This window comes from Aquabacterium sp. (assembly GCF_036279675.1).
Lineage (GTDB): Bacteria > Pseudomonadota > Gammaproteobacteria > Burkholderiales > Burkholderiaceae_C > Aquabacterium.
In genome coordinates this window covers 20,429-35,292 of sequence record NZ_DASUIS010000072.1, presented here as the reverse complement: position 1 = coordinate 35,292, position 14,864 = coordinate 20,429, and the positions used below count along the sequence as shown (strand labels likewise).

The window sequence follows — 14,864 nt, the reverse complement described above, 5'->3', positions numbered from 1 at the left end:
TAGTGCGCGGGGCCTGTTTATGGGAATGGCCGACTGAACATCTCACGACAGCAAGGAAGCGATCGCGTCAGAAACCCCCACAAACCAATGCCTCACAACGGGCTTGGGCGATGGCTTTGCCGATGGCTTCACCCTTCATGCCGAGTTGCTGCGCTGCAGCAGAAACCTCGGCGGTTTTGACGGCGAGGGCCAGGTCCAGCGCATGGTGGAGGCGCGCAGCCTGGGGGTAGGGTTCCTCGTCCTTGCCGAGCCGGCCGCGGGCGTCGCATTCACAGGCCAGCAGGATCTCGCGGAAGCGTTGGGGCTTGCGAATGGCGTCACAGCGCTCCAGCAGGCGCAGCACGGCCGCCGCGTTGAGCTCGGCGCTGCGGTGCACATTGCCATGCTCGCGCGCCACCACATCGGCCAGTTCCCGGCATTCCACCGGCACGCGCAGGCGTTCGTTGACCTGCTTGAGCAACTGGGCGCTGCGGCCCTCATGCCCCAGATGGCGCGGCAGGATGTCCGGTGGTGTGGTGCCTTTGCCCAGGTCGTGGCCGAGACAGGCGTAGCGCACGGCCAGAGAGGCCTTCAGGCGCGCACTCATGTCCATCACCATCATCAGGTGCACGCCGGTGTCGATCTCGGGGTGGTAGTCGGCGCGTTGCGCCACACCCCACAGGCGGTCCACTTCAGGCAGCAGGCGGGCCAGCGCGCCGCAGTCGCGCAGGATCTCGAACATCCGCGAGGGCTTGTCTTCCATCATGCCGCGCGCCAGCTCCTGCCACACGCGTTCGGGCACCAGGTGATCCACTTCGCCGTTTTGCACCATCTGGCGCATCAGGTTCAGGGTCTCGTCGGCCACAGTGAAGTCGTGAAAGCGGGCGGCGAACCGGGCCAGCCGCAGGACGCGCACCGGGTCTTCCGCGAACGCCGGCGAGACATGGCGCAGCACACGCGCCTGCAGATCGGCCTGGCCGCCATAGGGGTCGATGACCAGCCCGGCTTCGTCCTGGGCCATGGCATTGATCGTGAGATCGCGCCGGGCCAGGTCCTCTTCGAGCGTGACATCCGGCGCGGCATGGATGTGGAAGCCGTGGTAGCCGTGGCCACTCTTGCGCTCCGTGCGCGCCAGGGCGTATTCCTCTTTGGTGTCCGGATGCAGGAAAACCGGAAAGTCCTTGCCGACCGGCATGAAGCCTTGGGCGCTCATGGCATGGGGCGTGGCGCCCACAACCACCCAATCGCGGTCACCGCAAGGGCGGCCCAACAGCCTGTCGCGCACCGCACCGCCAACAAGGTAGGTTTTCATGCTGTGAGTTTAGTGAGCTTTGTGGTGCGTTTTGTCACGCCAGGCCGGCTCAGGGCGCCGCTGTGGTGCAAAAACTCAGGGTAAACGCTGGTATGTAATCTGCATGACATTTCGCGTAGTCCTTTTTGGAGAGTGTCATGAAACGTACAGCAATGTTGATGGGCCTGGTTCTGGCGGTGGCCGCGACGGGTGCCCAGGCCGAGGATGTGGATGGCAGCTTCGTCAGCTCGTCGTCCACCTATCTGACGGGCTTTGCATCCGATGCAGGTCTGTTGACCGGTTCCGTGATGTCCTCGTTCACCGGCAAGGCCGGCTACGACATCTTCCAGGTGCTGGTTGATGGCAACAGCGTGCCGGATCTCCTGCCTGGTTACAACGACTACTACGAGTTCTCCGCGCCTGTGCTGGCCGGCTTCCACACCATTGCGGTGTTCGGCAAGTCGTACGGTGGCAGTTTCGTAGGCAGCTACAGCGTCACCACGGTGCCGGAGCCTGAATCGCTGGCACTGGCGCTGGCCGGTGCAGGCATCGTGGCAGGCGTGGCCCGCCGTCGCATGCGCTGATGGGGCTCAGTTGCCGCTGGCGGACTTCAGGGCTGCCAGTGCAACGAACTCGCTGACGGGCACTTCTTCGGCGCGGCGTTGCAGATCGAAATCGGTCTGCAGGCCGTGTTCGTCGATCCAGGCTCCCAGCGTGTTGCGCAGGATCTTGCGTCGCTGCGAGAAGGCCAGCGCCACCATGCTCTCGAGCACGTCCGGGTCCACCTTGGGCGGATCGGCCAGGGGCACCATGCGCACCACGGCCGAGTCCACCTTCGGGGGCGGGTCGAACGATTCCGGTGGCACGTCCACGACGCATTCCATGTCGTAACGCCACTGGAGCATCACGCTCAGGCGGCCGAAATCCTTGCTGCCTGGCGAGGCCACCATGCGGTCCACCACTTCCTTTTGCAGCATGAAGTGCTGATCTTCCACGTGCGAGGCCCAGGGCAGCAGGTGAAAGAGGATGGGGCTGGAGATGTTGTAGGGCAGGTTGCCGATCACGCGCAGCTTCTGTCCGCGCTCCTGTGCAATCTGGCCGAAGTCCACCTTGAGGACGTCGGATTCGATCACGGTCAGCTCGGGGCGCTTGCGCAAACGGGCGGCCAGGTCGCGGTCCAGCTCGATCACGGTAAGCTGTTCGCAGCGCTCGACCACGGGGTTGGTCAGTGCGCCCAGGCCGGGGCCGATCTCGATCAGGGCCTGGCCAGGTTTGGGCGAAATGGCGCGCACGATTTCGTCGATGACGCCCAGGTCCACCAGGAAGTTCTGGCCAAAGCGCTTGCGGGCGATGTGACCGCCGCCGCCTTGTACCGGGCGCTTGCCACCCGGACGATGGGCGGGCTTGGAAGACGGGCGATCAGGGCGCATCACGCATCTCGATCCAGGCGGCTGCGCGCAACTCGCGGGCCCATTCTTCATACGTGGGCTCGAAGCGGCGTTCGCGCAGCACGGAGCGAGCGGCTTCGCGTTGCTGTTGCTCGGTCAGTTGCACTTCACGGCGCTCGATCAGCTGGATCAGGTGCACGCCATAACGGCTGACCACGGGCTCGGAGATCTGGCCGGGTTGCAGGGCCGTGAGCGCCTTTTCGAATTCGGGCACGAACTGGCCGGGCGCAGCCCAACCCAGATCACCGCCGCGAGCGCCGCTGCCATCTTCGGAGTACTGGCGCGCCATCTGGGCAAAGCTGGTCTGGCCGCCCACGATCTGCTTGCGGATGTCGTTCATCCGGTCGATCTGTTCACGGGCTGGTTGCTGCGGGCTGGTGCGCAGCAGGATGTGGCGGGCGCGCTGTTGCGTGTAGGTGGCCTGAGCGCTGTTCTCGCGTTCGATCAGCTTGATGATGTGAAAGCCCGCGTTGGAGCGCACCACGGGGGCCACCTGACCAACCTTGAGCTTGGTGGTCGTCGCCACGAACAGCTCCGGCAACCGGCTGGCAGGGCGCAGGCCCAGGGCACCGCCCTGATCCTTGGTCTTGGTGTCGGCCGAGTTGTCCTTGGCCAGCTGCGCGAAGTTGGCGCCCTGGGCTGCACGCTCCTGAATGGCCTGGGCCTTGGACAGCAGCGCGGCGACCTGAACCTGCGTGGCCTTCTCGGGGACGGCAATCAGGATGTGGGCCACGTTGAGGGCCACCTCGGCCTGCGCAGCCGGATCTTCCTTCATGAAGGTGGTGAGTTCGTCTTCCGTGATCTGGATGCGGCTGTTGACTTCACGGTCGCGCAGGCGCTGCAACAACATCTGTTCGCGCAGGCTGTTGCGGTAGCGCTGGAAGTCCAGGCCATCGGACTGCATGCGGTTGCGCAGGTCTTCCAGCGTCATCTGGTTTTGTGCGGCGATGTTCTCGATTGATGCGTCGAGCTCCTGATCGGAGATGTCCATGCCGATGGTCTTGGCGTGGGAGATCTGGACCTTCTCGTCGATAAGGGCGTCCAGCACCTGCTGGCGAAGCTCCTCGGGCGGGGGCAGTCTCGAGCCGGCGGGTGCCGTGTCGGTGATGCGGGCCACGCGTTTGTCCACATCGGTGTGGGTGATGGGCTCCTGGTTGACCACGGCCAGGATGTAATCCGTGGTGGCCTGCATGCCTTCGATCTTGAGTTCGGTGCTCAGGCTGCGGTTGCCCGGGATGCGCGGTGAAACGGCGGGCGAGGCCTTGAACTGGGCCCAGGCAGGTGCGACCGTGCCGACCAGCAGGCTCAGGCAAATGCCGTGCACCAGCGCGCTCAATGCCTTGGTGCGCACTGGGCGGGTGGCGCGTGCTGCGCTGCGGGACGAAGGGGTGTGATCAGTCATCTGTCGTGAAGGGCGTATTGCCGGTTGAGGCCGTCGCGGTGCTGTCATCGTGCAGCAGTCGATAGCCGGGGATATTGTCCCTCAAGGTGCGCAAGGGGTTGGAGCCCAGGCTGATGCGCGACAGGCCAGCGAGCTCCAGCTGGAACATCAGGCGGGTGGATGCCTGGGCGCGACCCACGGACACCCGCTCGGCCACCACGCGGCCGATCCAGCAGCCAGCGTCGTATTCGAAGCCAATGAGAGAGTCGGTCAGGCGGCTGTCGCGCAGGCTGTAGCTCATGCGGCCCACGCTGTACCAGGTGCCGCCGCAGGATGCGCCGTTGTTGGGGCGACGCCCGGTGAGGTTGAGCGGGTCACTGAGGGCCTCGTCGCGGACCTGCGCCGTGGCCGAGCGCACGGGCCCCGCCAGCGGCCATTGCCAGCCCAGATCCAGCTGTTCGCTGGCCTCGCGCGTGTAGCGGTACGCCGCACCAATGGTGCGCCAGGGCCCGGGCGAGTAGCGCACACCCATCAGGCCACGCGACATGGCGTGGTTCTGGGCGTTGAACTGCGCCGAGCCGTCCAGCGTCCACTTGGGGATCACCGAGGTGGAGCCCAGCAGCAGCAGGTCGGACAGGCGTTGCGTGATCGGGTCCGGGCCGTCCGGGTTGATGCGCTGGTCGGCCAGCAGGAGCTTTTGCACCAGACCGATGCGGGCCGCTTCGGCGCCCGTGGTGTTGTCCAACAGGCGCGAGGTCACGCCCACGGTCACCTGGTTGGCGTCCGAGATGCGGTCGACACCGGTGTAGGCGTTCTCGCTGTAGATGGCGTACTGGTTGAAGTCGCGCGGGGCGCTGTCGAACAAGGGCAGGAAACCCTGATCCTTGTACGGGGTGCGCACGTACTGGATGCGGGGCTCCAGCGTCTGGGTCAGGTCGCGGCTGAACACGTGCAGCGGGCGCTCCATCACCAGGCCGGAGTCCAGGCTGAACGTGGGCAGGACACGGGTGGCGCTGCGGCTGCCGTTGCTCATGGCCTGGTCCATGTCATAGCTGGTGCCATTGAGGCTCAGGCGGGGCGTCAGGCTCAGGCCACCCAGGCTGAAGGTCTGGCCGAGCTGGCCCACGGTGTGCAGCCGGTTGCCGCGCACCTTGTTGGTGTCGGCGTTGGTGAACCGGTTGAACTCGCCTTGCAGGGACCAGATCAGGCCGGTGTCATTGCCGCTGCGGCTGCGGATGCCCAGTTGGGGCTCGCGGCGGTAAGGGGTGTCGATGTTGCTGAGCGTCGGATCGGCCAGGGGATCGCGGTCGCGCAGGGTCTGCCAGGTCTGCACGCCACCGTACAGGGTGGTCTGGCTGTCGCCCAGCCCCCAGTTGCGCGAGTTCAGCTGCCGCTCGATGTTGGCGTGGCTGTCGTACAGGCGAGGAGTGAGGGAGGGCAGGCCGTGCGGGAAGTCCTTCCAGTAATCGTCGTCCGAGACGCGCAGCCAGCGCAGTTCGTAATTGGTCTGCGACAGCACATTGCCGTCATTGAGGTTGCCCTTGTGGGCAAAGTCCAGCAGGCCGCGCGAGCGCATGGCTACCCGGTCATCGGGCAGGGCCACCACGTGTACCGAGCCTTCGTCGCGCGGGGCCAGATAGCGGTATTCGGCATCCAGCCCGGCACCGCGGCGAACCGACAAGGTGGGGGCCAGGGTCATGTCCCGGTCCGGCGCGATGTTCCAGTAATAGGGCGCCGAGAGTTCGAAGCCGCTCTTGCTGTCGAAGTCGAAGCTGGGTGGCAGCCAGCCGGACTTGCGCGCGTCGTTGAGCGGGAAGGTCAGCGTCGGGGCGGCCAGGATGGGCACGCCCTTGAACCAGATCACGGCGTTGTCGGCCGTGCCTTCGTTGGCATCGAAATCCAGGTAGATGCTGCGTGTCTTGAGCGACCAATCGGGCTCGCCTGGCGTGCCGTCGGGCAGGTCATCGGGCGTGCAACTGCTGTAAGTGGTCTTGCGGGCGCGCAGGCGATTGGAGCCCAGGAACTCGACCAGATCGGCCTGGCCACCGGCCTTGGTGCGCGCAAACCAGAAGTGCGGGCGGATGAACTCGCCTTCCAGTGTGTCGAGCTTGAGCATCAGCTCGGGGCCGCTGAAGATGTTGCTGTTGCGCGTGATCACCACGTGGCCCAGTGCCCGCGCGGTGTTGTCGGCCTGGGTGTGGGTCAGCTCGTCGGCGCGCACGGTCAGGCCACCCTGGCGCAGGCGGACTGAACCCGTGGCGCGGGTGCGTGAATCAGCTTCGCCTTCGAGGTTGTCAGCCTCGAAGTACAAGGGCAGCTTGCCGTTGTGCTCCTGGCCTTGCGGCGCCGGCAGACTGAAGCTCAGGCGCAGTGGCGAGGCTGATGCGGGGGCACTGGCTGCGGGTGCAGCCGCAACCGGCGGGGCGGCATCGGCCTGTGCGGTATCCGGCCAGGCGATCTGCGCCACCAGCAGGCCTGCCGCCACGGCAACGGGTGTCCAGCGCAGACGCCGGAGCGAGCGGGCTGGGTTGTGGGGCTTCAAGGAGCTGAGGCGGGCCTGTCGGGTGGTCACGGTCACTGGAGTTGCGCGTCGGTGTCGCAGTGTGGGGCTGCGGCATGGGCCTTCAATCACAGTGAGCCGGCCTTGCCTAGAATCGACGCATTATTTCATGTTGCCCGCCTGTTGCCGGCTGCCCTGGTTCGGACCAGTGCTGGCGGGCCGGTATTTTTCTGGATTGCCCCACTCATGACCAACGTGTCGAACACCGCCTCCCACGAAATCCACTGGGCTGATCCGGCCCGACAGCAGGCGTTTGCGGCCTGGCTGGCAGCCGTGGCCCCCGCACATGGCCTCCAGCCCGAAACGGTGCGCTCGGCCAGCGCCGACGCCAGCTTCCGCCGCTACTTCCGGGTGGATGCCGTACAAGGTGGTGCCAAAGGCAGTTTCATCATCATGGACGCGCCGCCCGACAAGGAGGACTGCCGCCCCTTCGTGGCCGTGGACCGCCTGCTGGATGCCGGCGGTGTCAATGTGCCCCACATCCTGGCCTGGGATGAGCCACGGGGCTTCATGCTCCTGAGTGACCTGGGCGAGCACACATTCCTGTCCACGCTGGAGGCCACGGATTACGAGCACGCGCCGGCTTCGGCCAACCGGGCCCGCTACCTGGCCGCCATTGATGAGCTGGTGCGCCTGCAGGGCGTGGCCCAGGGCGAGGGCGCCCAGGCGCTGCCCCCTTATGACGATGCCCTGCTGCAGCGCGAGCTGGATCTGTTCCCCGAGTGGTATGTCAACAAGCTGCGTGGCCAGGTTCTGACGCCGCAACAGCAAACCCAGCTGACGCAGGTTTTCGCCCTGATCAAGGCTCAGGTCCTGAGTCAGCCCACCGTGCTGGTGCACCGCGATTACCACTCGCGCAACCTCATGGCCGATCCGGCCGATCCCAAGGCCCGCCCCGGCGTGATCGACTTCCAGGATGCGGTCTGGGGCCCGGCCACCTACGATCTGGTGTCCCTGCTGCGTGACGCCTATGTGATCTGGGACGAGGACATCCAGCTGGATTACGCCGTGCGTTACTGGGAAAAGGCCCGCAAGGCTGGCGTGCCACTGTCGTCGGATTTCGGCGAGTTCTGGCGCGATGTCGAGTGGATGGGGCTGCAGCGCCACCTGAAAGTGCTGGGCATCTTCGCCCGCCTGGCCCTGCGCGACGGCAAGAAGCAGTATCTGGACGATATTCCCCGCGTCTGGACCTACGCCCACCGCGTGGCCTCGCGCTACCAGGGCCTGGGCCCGCTGGCACACCTGCTGGAGCAGGCCGAGGCGGCTCACGGTGGCACCCAGACCCAGGTCGGCTATACCTTCTGAAAATGGCCCCTCATTTGCGGCGAATTAAATTGCGCAAAAATGCAGCAACAGGCGGATAATGCGCAACCGATGAATTCGAATACCTCTCCAGCGATCCTCCCAGAAGGTGCGGTCGCCGCCCAGCCCGTTACGTCAGTGGCGCCTGTCAACCCCGTTGAGGCCACGCCCGAAGCCCCCGCAGCACCAGCCCGGTTTGACACCCTGCCGCTGGACCCCAAGCTGCTCAAGGCGATCGAGTACCCCACGATGTCGCCGATCCAGGCCAAGGCCATTCCCGTGGTCCTGGCTGGCCGTGACGTGATGGGCGCTGCCCAGACCGGTACCGGCAAGACGGCTGCGTTCTCCATCCCGCTGCTTCAGAAGATGATGAAGCACGAGAACATGAGCATGTCGCCGGCTCGCCACCCGGTGCGCGCTGTCGTGCTGGCGCCGACGCGCGAACTGGCCGACCAGGTTGCCGTCAACATCAAGAAATACGCCTCCAAGACCGGCCTGCGCGTGGCGGTTGTCTTCGGCGGCATGGACATGAAGCCCCAGACGGCCGAGCTCAAGGCCGGTGTCGAGGTGCTGATTGCCACCCCCGGTCGCCTGCTGGACCACATCGAGGCCAAGAACTGCAACCTGTCGCAGGTCGAGTACGTGGTGCTCGACGAAGCCGACCGCATGCTGGACATCGGCTTCCTGCCGGATCTGCAACGCATCCTGAGCTACCTGCCCAAGGCGCGCCAGACCTTGCTGTTCTCGGCGACTTTCTCGCCCGAGATCAAGAAGCTGGCGCAAAGCTATCTGCAGGATCCCGTGCTGGTCGAAGTGGCCCGCCCGAACGCCACGGCCACCAATGTGGAGCAGCGCTTCTACAAGGTCGATGACGACAACAAGCGTTACGCCATTCGCCAGATCCTGCGCGACCGCGGTATCACGCAAAGCATCGTTTTCGTGAACTCCAAGCTGGGCGCGGCCCGCCTGGCCCGTGCTTTCGAACGCGACGGCTTGCGCACCACCGCCCTGCACGGCGACAAGTCGCAAGACGAGCGCCTCAAGGCCCTGGCCGCCTTCAAGGCCGGCGAGATGGACCTGCTGGTGGCCACCGATGTGGCGGCCCGCGGCATCGACATCGCAGCCTTGCCGGCCGTGTTCAACTTCGACATCCCCTTCAATGCCGAAGACTATGTGCACCGCATTGGCCGTACCGGTCGTGCCGGCGCCAGTGGTCTGGCCGTGTCGCTGGTGACGGGCTCTGACGCCCGCCTGATGGCCGACATCGAAAAGCTGATCAAGAAGAAGATCGACGTCGAGCCCTTCGAACTGGAAAACGACCGTCGCGGTGACCGCGGCGATCGTGGCGATCGTGGCGAACGTGGCGGCTATCGCCGTGAGCGGACGGAAGGTGCCGAGCGCACCGAGGGTGCATCTGCTGCGGGCGCATCGTCTGCGCGCGAGCCTCGCGAGGCACCCCGCGCCATGCGTCCCGCACCGCGCCGCCAGCCTTCGGACCCGTTCTTCGACAAGCCGTACGAGCCCGATCCCTCAGCCGATCCTGTCTGGGAAGACAAGACGGCGGCTGCGGCGCCTACCAGTGGTGGCACGGGCCTGTCGCGTTTCATCAAACCCAAGCGCAAGGTGGCCGCCTTGTTGGGTGGTAGCGGGACCACGCGCCGCTGAACGCCTGCCGGCACCCCCTGTTCGCGGGGTGTCTGCGCCCCCCTAGAATTGACATATGGCACTACCTCTTTGCGAGGTGGCGTGCTACTTTCCGACCGACATCTGACGGGCATGGCCTTGGGTCGCCCTTTCTTCATTCATCGGGAGTTTCCATGCGTCCATTCAAGACTTTGCGTTCCATTGCCGCTGTGGCTGCCTTTGCCGCGGCACTGCCGGCTGCCAGCTATGCAGCCACCACCACCATCGATTTTGAAGGCACGGGTGCGCCCTGCTGCTTTGTGTCGACGACCCCCCTGAGCAATGCCTATGCAGGCCTTGGCGTGACCTTCAGTGGCGTGGGTGGCACCGGCGGCTCCATCCTGAACCAGAGTGGCAACTTTGGCTTCAATGCCCACAGCGGCACGGACTTCCTGGCTTTCAACACCAGCGTGAACGGCATCAGTGGCGTTGAAGACATCGCTTTCAGCAGCCTGCAAAGCAATGTGTCCATCTGGGTGGCCAATCAATTTGGTGGGGCCGTGTCCCTGACGGCTTATGACGCCAGCGGCGCCTCGGTCGCCACGTCGTCGATCACCTCGTCTTCGGTCTGGCAGCAACTGTCTGTGAGCGCTGCAAGCATTGCCAGCGTGCGCCTGACGGCCCAATTGGGTACGCCTTACTACGCCGCCGATGACCTGAGCTTCACCGGTGCTGTGCCAGAACCTGAAGCCTACGCCATGTTGGCTGGTGGCCTGGCTGTGCTGGGCGTGGCGCTGCGTCGCCGCAAGGCCGCCTGATTGGCCATCGGCTGGTAGCGCTTCAGCGACCAGCACCAGGAGCCGCAGCTTCAGGCTGCGGCTTTTTCATTGGGGGGATCACTGTCGCCCTGGGCATGCTGCGTGGCCAGGGTGCTCAGGCGTTGTTGGCGCCACGCCGAGGGCGAGGCCCCGTACTCGCGCTTGAAGGCCTGGCTGAAGGCCGCCTCGGAGGCGTAACCCACCTGATCGGCGATCTTGCTGATCGACAGCCCGGAGTTGGCCAGCTGGCGCGCAGCCAGACGCATGCGATGGCGCGTCAGGTAAGTCAGCGGTGGTTCACCCAGGGTCTGGGTGAAGCGGTCTGCGAAGGCCGAGCGCGACAGGCAGGCCTGTTGCGCCAGTTCGGGTACCGTCCAGTTGCGACGTGGGTCGCGGTGCATGTTGGCCAGTGCGTTCGACAGCGCACGGTCCTTGAGCGCCGCCAGCCAGTTGCCCGAGCCCTCGGGTACCGCTTCAACATAGTCGCGGATGCATTCCATGAAGAGGATGTCACCCAGGCGGTTGATGATGGCCTGCTGGGCCGGGCGGGGTGAGGACACCTCGTGCGCCAGGAATTGCAGGCCGATGGCCAGCCACACCGGAGGCGCTTCGCCCAGGCCGCGCACGTGCAGGGTGCTGGGCAGCGCGGCGATCAGGGGGGCGGCCATGTCCACATCGAAACGTGCGTGGCCACTGATCAGGTCGCATTTGGGTTCGCCCTGGCCGCCGTGTCGCTGAGGCTCCAGTTCGGATTTCGCCATGAAGGGCACCAGATCCTGGGCCACGGCCATGGTTTGAGGCTTGTCCTGGATGCGGTGCATGCAGCCTGCAGGCAGCACGATCAGGTCGCCGGTCTGAAGCAGCAAGGGCTCTTCGCCTTCGCGGATCAGCCAGGCCTGGCCATTGGTGACCATGTGGAAGGCCGCCAGACCTGGCGTCGCCAGATGCCACGCCCAGGGCGTGGCATTGTGCGTGGACGCGAACACCACACCATCAAAGTGCATGTCGTCCAAAATCAGGCTGAGGCTATCCATATTGGCTCAGGATGCCACGAAATGACAGAAAGAACGCATGCCGTAAAACCGGGGTTCTGGTGTCAAACGCCGAGATTGTGCGAACTTTGATGAACCTCGGGTTTCTCCTGATTTGATGTCGGCGTATCGCGATGGCTGAGCGGACTTTTGCCTCTTCCTGATCTAGATCAAATTGATGACACTGGCATCACTTGAAGGAGATTGAAGAGATGTCCAACGCCAGCATCAGCACGGCCCCCGCACAGAAGTGGGCCGACCCCAAACGATTCCTGTGGCTGCTCGGTCCTGCCGTGCCTGCCATCGGCCTGGTCATGTTGTATGTGTTCCTGCAGACCAAGGCTGTGTGGACCCTGTGGTTTGTCGTCGGTCTGGTGCATGTGATTTTGCCCATGCTCGACTGGCTCTTCGGCGAAGACGCCGAAAACCCGCCCGACAGCGCCCTGCAAGGCCTGGAAAACGACCGCTATTACAGCTGGGTGCTGTATGCCTTCGTGCCGCTGCAACTGGGCGTGACCCTGTTTGGCGCCTGGCTGGCGGTGACCTCCGATCTGCCCTGGTACCACCTGGTGGGCCTGGCCCTGAGCGTGGGCATGGTCAATGGCATTGCCATCAACACCTCGCACGAACTGGGTCACAAGAAGGACAAGTTCGACCGCTGGATGGCGCGCATCTCGCTGGCCCCCACTTTCTACGGCCACTTCTATGTCGAGCACAACCGCGGTCACCACAAGAACGTGGCCACGCCGGAAGATCCTGCCAGCTCGCGCTTTGGCGAGTCATTCTGGGCCTTCCTGCCGCGTACCGTGATCGGCAGCGTGCGTTCGGCCTGGCATCTCGAGAGCGAGCGTCTGGCACGTCTGGGCAAGGGTGTGTGGACCACGGACAACGAGAACCTGCAATCCTGGGGCATGTCGGTGGTGCTGTTCGCTGCCGTGATCGCCGTGCTGGGCTGGGCCGCACTGCCTTTCCTGATCATCCAGGCCATCTATGGCTTCCACCTGCTGGAAGTGGTGAACTACCTGGAGCACTACGGTCTGTGCCGCCAGAAGAAGGCCGATGGCCGCTACGAGCGTTGCGAACCCGAGCACTCTTGGAACAGCAACCACATGGTGACCAACCTCTTCCTGTATCACCTGCAACGCCACAGTGATCACCACGCCAACCCGACCCGCAAATACCAGGCACTGCGCCACTTCGAGAACAGCCCTCAGCTGCCCTCCGGTTATGCCGGCATGATCACCCTGGCTTACTTCCCGCCCATCTGGTATGCCGTCATGAACAAGCGTGTGCTGGCCCACTACAAGGGCGACATGAGCCGCATCAACTGGTATGCACCACGCCGCGAAGCGCTGATGAAGCGCTATGCCGACGATGCCCGCCAACTGGCTGCGCAGAAGGCCTGATTCAAGGGCCTGATGACAAGGCCGATATCGAGATCTGACCGGCGAACCACGCCGGCTACCGAGGAGCCCTCCACATGAACTACCGCTGCCCCAACTGCGGCTACGTGTACGACGAAGCGAAAGGCGAACCCCACGAGGGCTTCAAGCCTGGCACACCCTGGAAGCTGATTCCGGATGACTGGGCCTGCCCGGGCTGCGCCGTGCGTGACAAAGTGGATTTCGAGCCGGAAGGCGACGCCGCCTGACGTTACAGTGGGGGCTGCTTATTCACCAAGCCAGGCCCCCACATGTCTCGCGACGAAGCCGCTCTGAGCTCAGAGCCTGATCATGAAGCCGACCTGATAGCGTCGGCTTCTGCCGTTTCTGGTGCGGATCGCCAGGGGCTCAATGACCCGGGTTTTCTGGCGGCCTTGCGCACGCAGATGGTCAAGTTCGCCCGCTTGCATCTGGGCGACGGGCACCTGGCAGAGGACGCGGTGCAGGAGGCCCTGGCCGGCGCCTGGACGGGGGCGCAGCGCTTTGCCGGCCGTGCGGCCATCAAGACCTGGGTGTTTGCCATCCTCAAGAACAAGGTGGCGGACCTGCTGCGCCACAAGCAGCGCATGGTGGACGCCAGCAGCCTGCTCAAGGAAGGCGAAGAGCAGTCCATGAGTGACCTGTTCGACGAGCGGGGGCACTGGCTGCAAGACAGCTCTCCCACCGCCTGGCATTGCCCGGAGGCCAGCCTGGAGCAGCAGCAGTTCTGGGCCGTGCTGGAGGTCTGCCTCGATGGCATGCCGGCCTCGCAAGCCCGTGTTTTCATGATGCGCGAGTTCATGGGCTTCGAGACCGACGAGATCTGCAGCACCGTGGGGATCACCAGCAGCAATGTGTTCGTGCAGTTGCACCGGGCGCGCCTGCGTTTGCGTGAATGTCTGAATCAGCGCTGGTTTGCGCAGGCAGCTTGAGGACGCGCCACCATGTTGAAGTTGAACTGCGAACAAGCTACCCGCCTGCTCTCCGAATCCCAGGAGCGTGATCTGGCCATGTCCGAGCGCACGATGCTGCGCGTGCACACCTGGATCTGCGAGGGGTGCCGCAACTTTGGCGGCCAGCTCGGTTTCATCCGCCAGGCCATGCAGGGTTTTGCAGCGCGCGAGGGTGATGCCGGCCTGCCGCAGGATGAGGATGCCGGCCCGCCGCCGGGGGCAGTGTAAGAAATCGCCTGCACGCACGACCAACCGGGAAGCACTTGATTGGAGCCTCCCATGTTGACCACGTCTACTTCGTCCGATTCAAATTCTCTTGCTGCCAGCGCCACAGCGGGCAAGGGTCTGCGCCCGCGCGTTCTGGCCCTGATGCATGCCTGGCTGAAGCTGGAGGTGTGGCCTCAGGCCCTGACCCTGTTGGCCGCCCGGCTGTACCTGTTCGATGTGTTTTTCACATCCGGCCTGACCAAGGTGCGGGATTGGGACGCCACGCTCTTCCTGTTCAGCGAGGAATACCACGTGCCTGTCTTGCCGCCTGAACTGGCGGCCTGGATGGGGACCGGCGGCGAGCTGGGTTTTTCGGTTTTGCTGGCCCTGGGTCTGTTGACCCGGCCGGCAGCGGTCGGCCTGTTCTTCGTGAACGCCATGGCCGTGATCAGCTACCCGGATCTGGCGCCAGCTGCGCTCAAGGATCATCACCTGTGGGGCGTGCTGGCCCTGGTGCTGGCCTGTTTCGGTGCGGGCCGTTTGTCGCTGGATTCTCTGGCCTGGCGGCGTTGGCTGAATCGGGGCTGATCTTTTAAGATGTGGCGCATGAAAAAGCACCGCATCACATTCGGGGTTGGTCTGCTGCTGGTCTTGAGCTTGACCGCGTGTTCCAGACAGCTGGCCTACAACACGGGGCAGGCCTGGCGCCAGAACCAGTGCAATGCATTGACCAATATCGACGATCGCCAGCGCTGCATGAAGGAAGCCGGGCAGCCGTACGACACCTACCAGAAGGGCGTGGACGACATCAACAAGAAGTGATGTCGTCGTGTCTGGTCGTCGAGGCGGA

At 64.6% G+C, this 14,864-nt stretch carries 15 protein-coding genes; 10 read left to right on the top strand and 5 right to left on the bottom strand.

Annotation, left to right across the window (positions count from 1 at the left end):
- Positions 1 to 67: 67 nt before the first annotated feature.
- Positions 68 to 1,291 (bottom strand): multifunctional CCA addition/repair protein, encoded by a 1,224-nt coding sequence (locus VFW93_RS08775; protein ID WP_329693618.1) that lies wholly within the window; start codon positions 1,289 to 1,291, stop codon positions 68 to 70.
- Between the two features lie 137 nt (positions 1,292 to 1,428).
- Here VFW93_RS08775 and VFW93_RS08770 point away from each other — a divergent pair, with 137 nt between their 5' ends.
- Positions 1,429 to 1,854, top strand: a complete 426-nt coding sequence (locus tag VFW93_RS08770) for a PEP-CTERM sorting domain-containing protein (RefSeq protein ID WP_329693617.1) — start codon at positions 1,429 to 1,431, stop codon at positions 1,852 to 1,854.
- A 6-nt stretch (positions 1,855 to 1,860) separates the two neighbouring features.
- On the opposite strand, the gene rsmA is transcribed toward VFW93_RS08770, so the two are convergent.
- From rsmA to VFW93_RS08755, 3 genes are read right to left on the bottom strand one after another with little or no spacing between them, the layout of a single operon-like run.
- Positions 1,861 to 2,700: a 16S rRNA (adenine(1518)-N(6)/adenine(1519)-N(6))-dimethyltransferase RsmA gene (gene rsmA / locus VFW93_RS08765; protein WP_329693616.1), complete on the bottom strand. Its 840-nt coding sequence runs from the start codon at positions 2,698 to 2,700 to the stop codon at positions 1,861 to 1,863.
- Positions 2,690 to 4,120 carry a peptidylprolyl isomerase gene (locus VFW93_RS08760; RefSeq protein WP_329693615.1) on the bottom strand — a complete coding sequence of 477 codons (1,431 nt, stop codon included), beginning with the start codon at positions 4,118 to 4,120 and terminating at the stop codon, positions 2,690 to 2,692. Before VFW93_RS08760 ends, rsmA begins: the two co-directional genes overlap by 11 nt.
- The gene (locus VFW93_RS08755; protein WP_329693614.1) at positions 4,113 to 6,671 is read right to left on the bottom strand and encodes an LPS-assembly protein LptD; all 2,559 of its coding nucleotides are present in this window, start codon (positions 6,669 to 6,671) and stop codon (positions 4,113 to 4,115) included. Before VFW93_RS08755 ends, VFW93_RS08760 begins: the two co-directional genes overlap by 8 nt.
- Before the next feature lie 174 nt (positions 6,672 to 6,845).
- Between VFW93_RS08755 and VFW93_RS08750 the strand changes: the two genes are divergently transcribed.
- The 3 genes from VFW93_RS08750 (at position 6,846) to VFW93_RS08740 (ending at position 10,402) form a co-directional block, all read left to right on the top strand.
- On the top strand, positions 6,846 to 7,964 hold the full coding sequence (locus VFW93_RS08750) for an aminoglycoside phosphotransferase family protein (protein ID WP_329693613.1): 1,119 nt from the start codon (positions 6,846 to 6,848) through the stop codon (positions 7,962 to 7,964).
- A 69-nt stretch (positions 7,965 to 8,033) separates the two neighbouring features.
- Positions 8,034 to 9,626, top strand: a complete 1,593-nt coding sequence (locus VFW93_RS08745) for a DEAD/DEAH box helicase (protein ID WP_329693612.1) — start codon at positions 8,034 to 8,036, stop codon at positions 9,624 to 9,626.
- Positions 9,627 to 9,778: 152 nt separating this feature from the next.
- The gene (locus VFW93_RS08740) at positions 9,779 to 10,402 is read left to right on the top strand and encodes a PEP-CTERM sorting domain-containing protein (protein WP_329693611.1); all 624 of its coding nucleotides are present in this window, start codon (positions 9,779 to 9,781) and stop codon (positions 10,400 to 10,402) included.
- 50 nt (positions 10,403 to 10,452) lie between these two features.
- Here VFW93_RS08740 and VFW93_RS08735 read toward each other — a convergent pair whose 3' ends face one another.
- The gene (locus tag VFW93_RS08735) at positions 10,453 to 11,436 is read right to left on the bottom strand and encodes an AraC family transcriptional regulator (RefSeq protein WP_329693610.1); all 984 of its coding nucleotides are present in this window, start codon (positions 11,434 to 11,436) and stop codon (positions 10,453 to 10,455) included.
- Between the two features lie 209 nt (positions 11,437 to 11,645).
- Here VFW93_RS08735 and VFW93_RS08730 point away from each other — a divergent pair, with 209 nt between their 5' ends.
- The 6 genes from VFW93_RS08730 to VFW93_RS08705 all read left to right on the top strand — a co-directional run bounded on the left by VFW93_RS08730 (position 11,646) and on the right by VFW93_RS08705 (position 14,836).
- Positions 11,646 to 12,839 (top strand): alkane 1-monooxygenase, encoded by a 1,194-nt coding sequence (locus tag VFW93_RS08730; RefSeq protein WP_329693609.1) that lies wholly within the window; start codon positions 11,646 to 11,648, stop codon positions 12,837 to 12,839.
- A 74-nt stretch (positions 12,840 to 12,913) separates the two neighbouring features.
- Complete coding sequence (locus VFW93_RS08725; RefSeq protein ID WP_329693608.1) at positions 12,914 to 13,084, top strand: rubredoxin; 171 nt, start codon at positions 12,914 to 12,916, stop codon at positions 13,082 to 13,084.
- A gap of 42 nt (positions 13,085 to 13,126) precedes the next feature.
- Positions 13,127 to 13,786, top strand: coding sequence for a sigma-70 family RNA polymerase sigma factor (locus VFW93_RS08720; RefSeq protein ID WP_329693607.1), 660 nt, complete (start codon positions 13,127 to 13,129; stop codon positions 13,784 to 13,786).
- A 12-nt stretch (positions 13,787 to 13,798) separates the two neighbouring features.
- Positions 13,799 to 14,035: a zf-HC2 domain-containing protein gene (locus VFW93_RS08715; protein ID WP_329693606.1), complete on the top strand. Its 237-nt coding sequence runs from the start codon at positions 13,799 to 13,801 to the stop codon at positions 14,033 to 14,035.
- Positions 14,036 to 14,086: 51 nt separating this feature from the next.
- Positions 14,087 to 14,602 carry a DoxX family protein gene (locus VFW93_RS08710; RefSeq protein ID WP_329693605.1) on the top strand — a complete coding sequence of 172 codons (516 nt, stop codon included), beginning with the start codon at positions 14,087 to 14,089 and terminating at the stop codon, positions 14,600 to 14,602.
- An 18-nt stretch (positions 14,603 to 14,620) separates the two neighbouring features.
- Positions 14,621 to 14,836 (top strand): hypothetical protein, encoded by a 216-nt coding sequence (locus tag VFW93_RS08705; protein WP_329693604.1) that lies wholly within the window; start codon positions 14,621 to 14,623, stop codon positions 14,834 to 14,836.
- Positions 14,837 to 14,864: the final 28 nt, after the last annotated feature.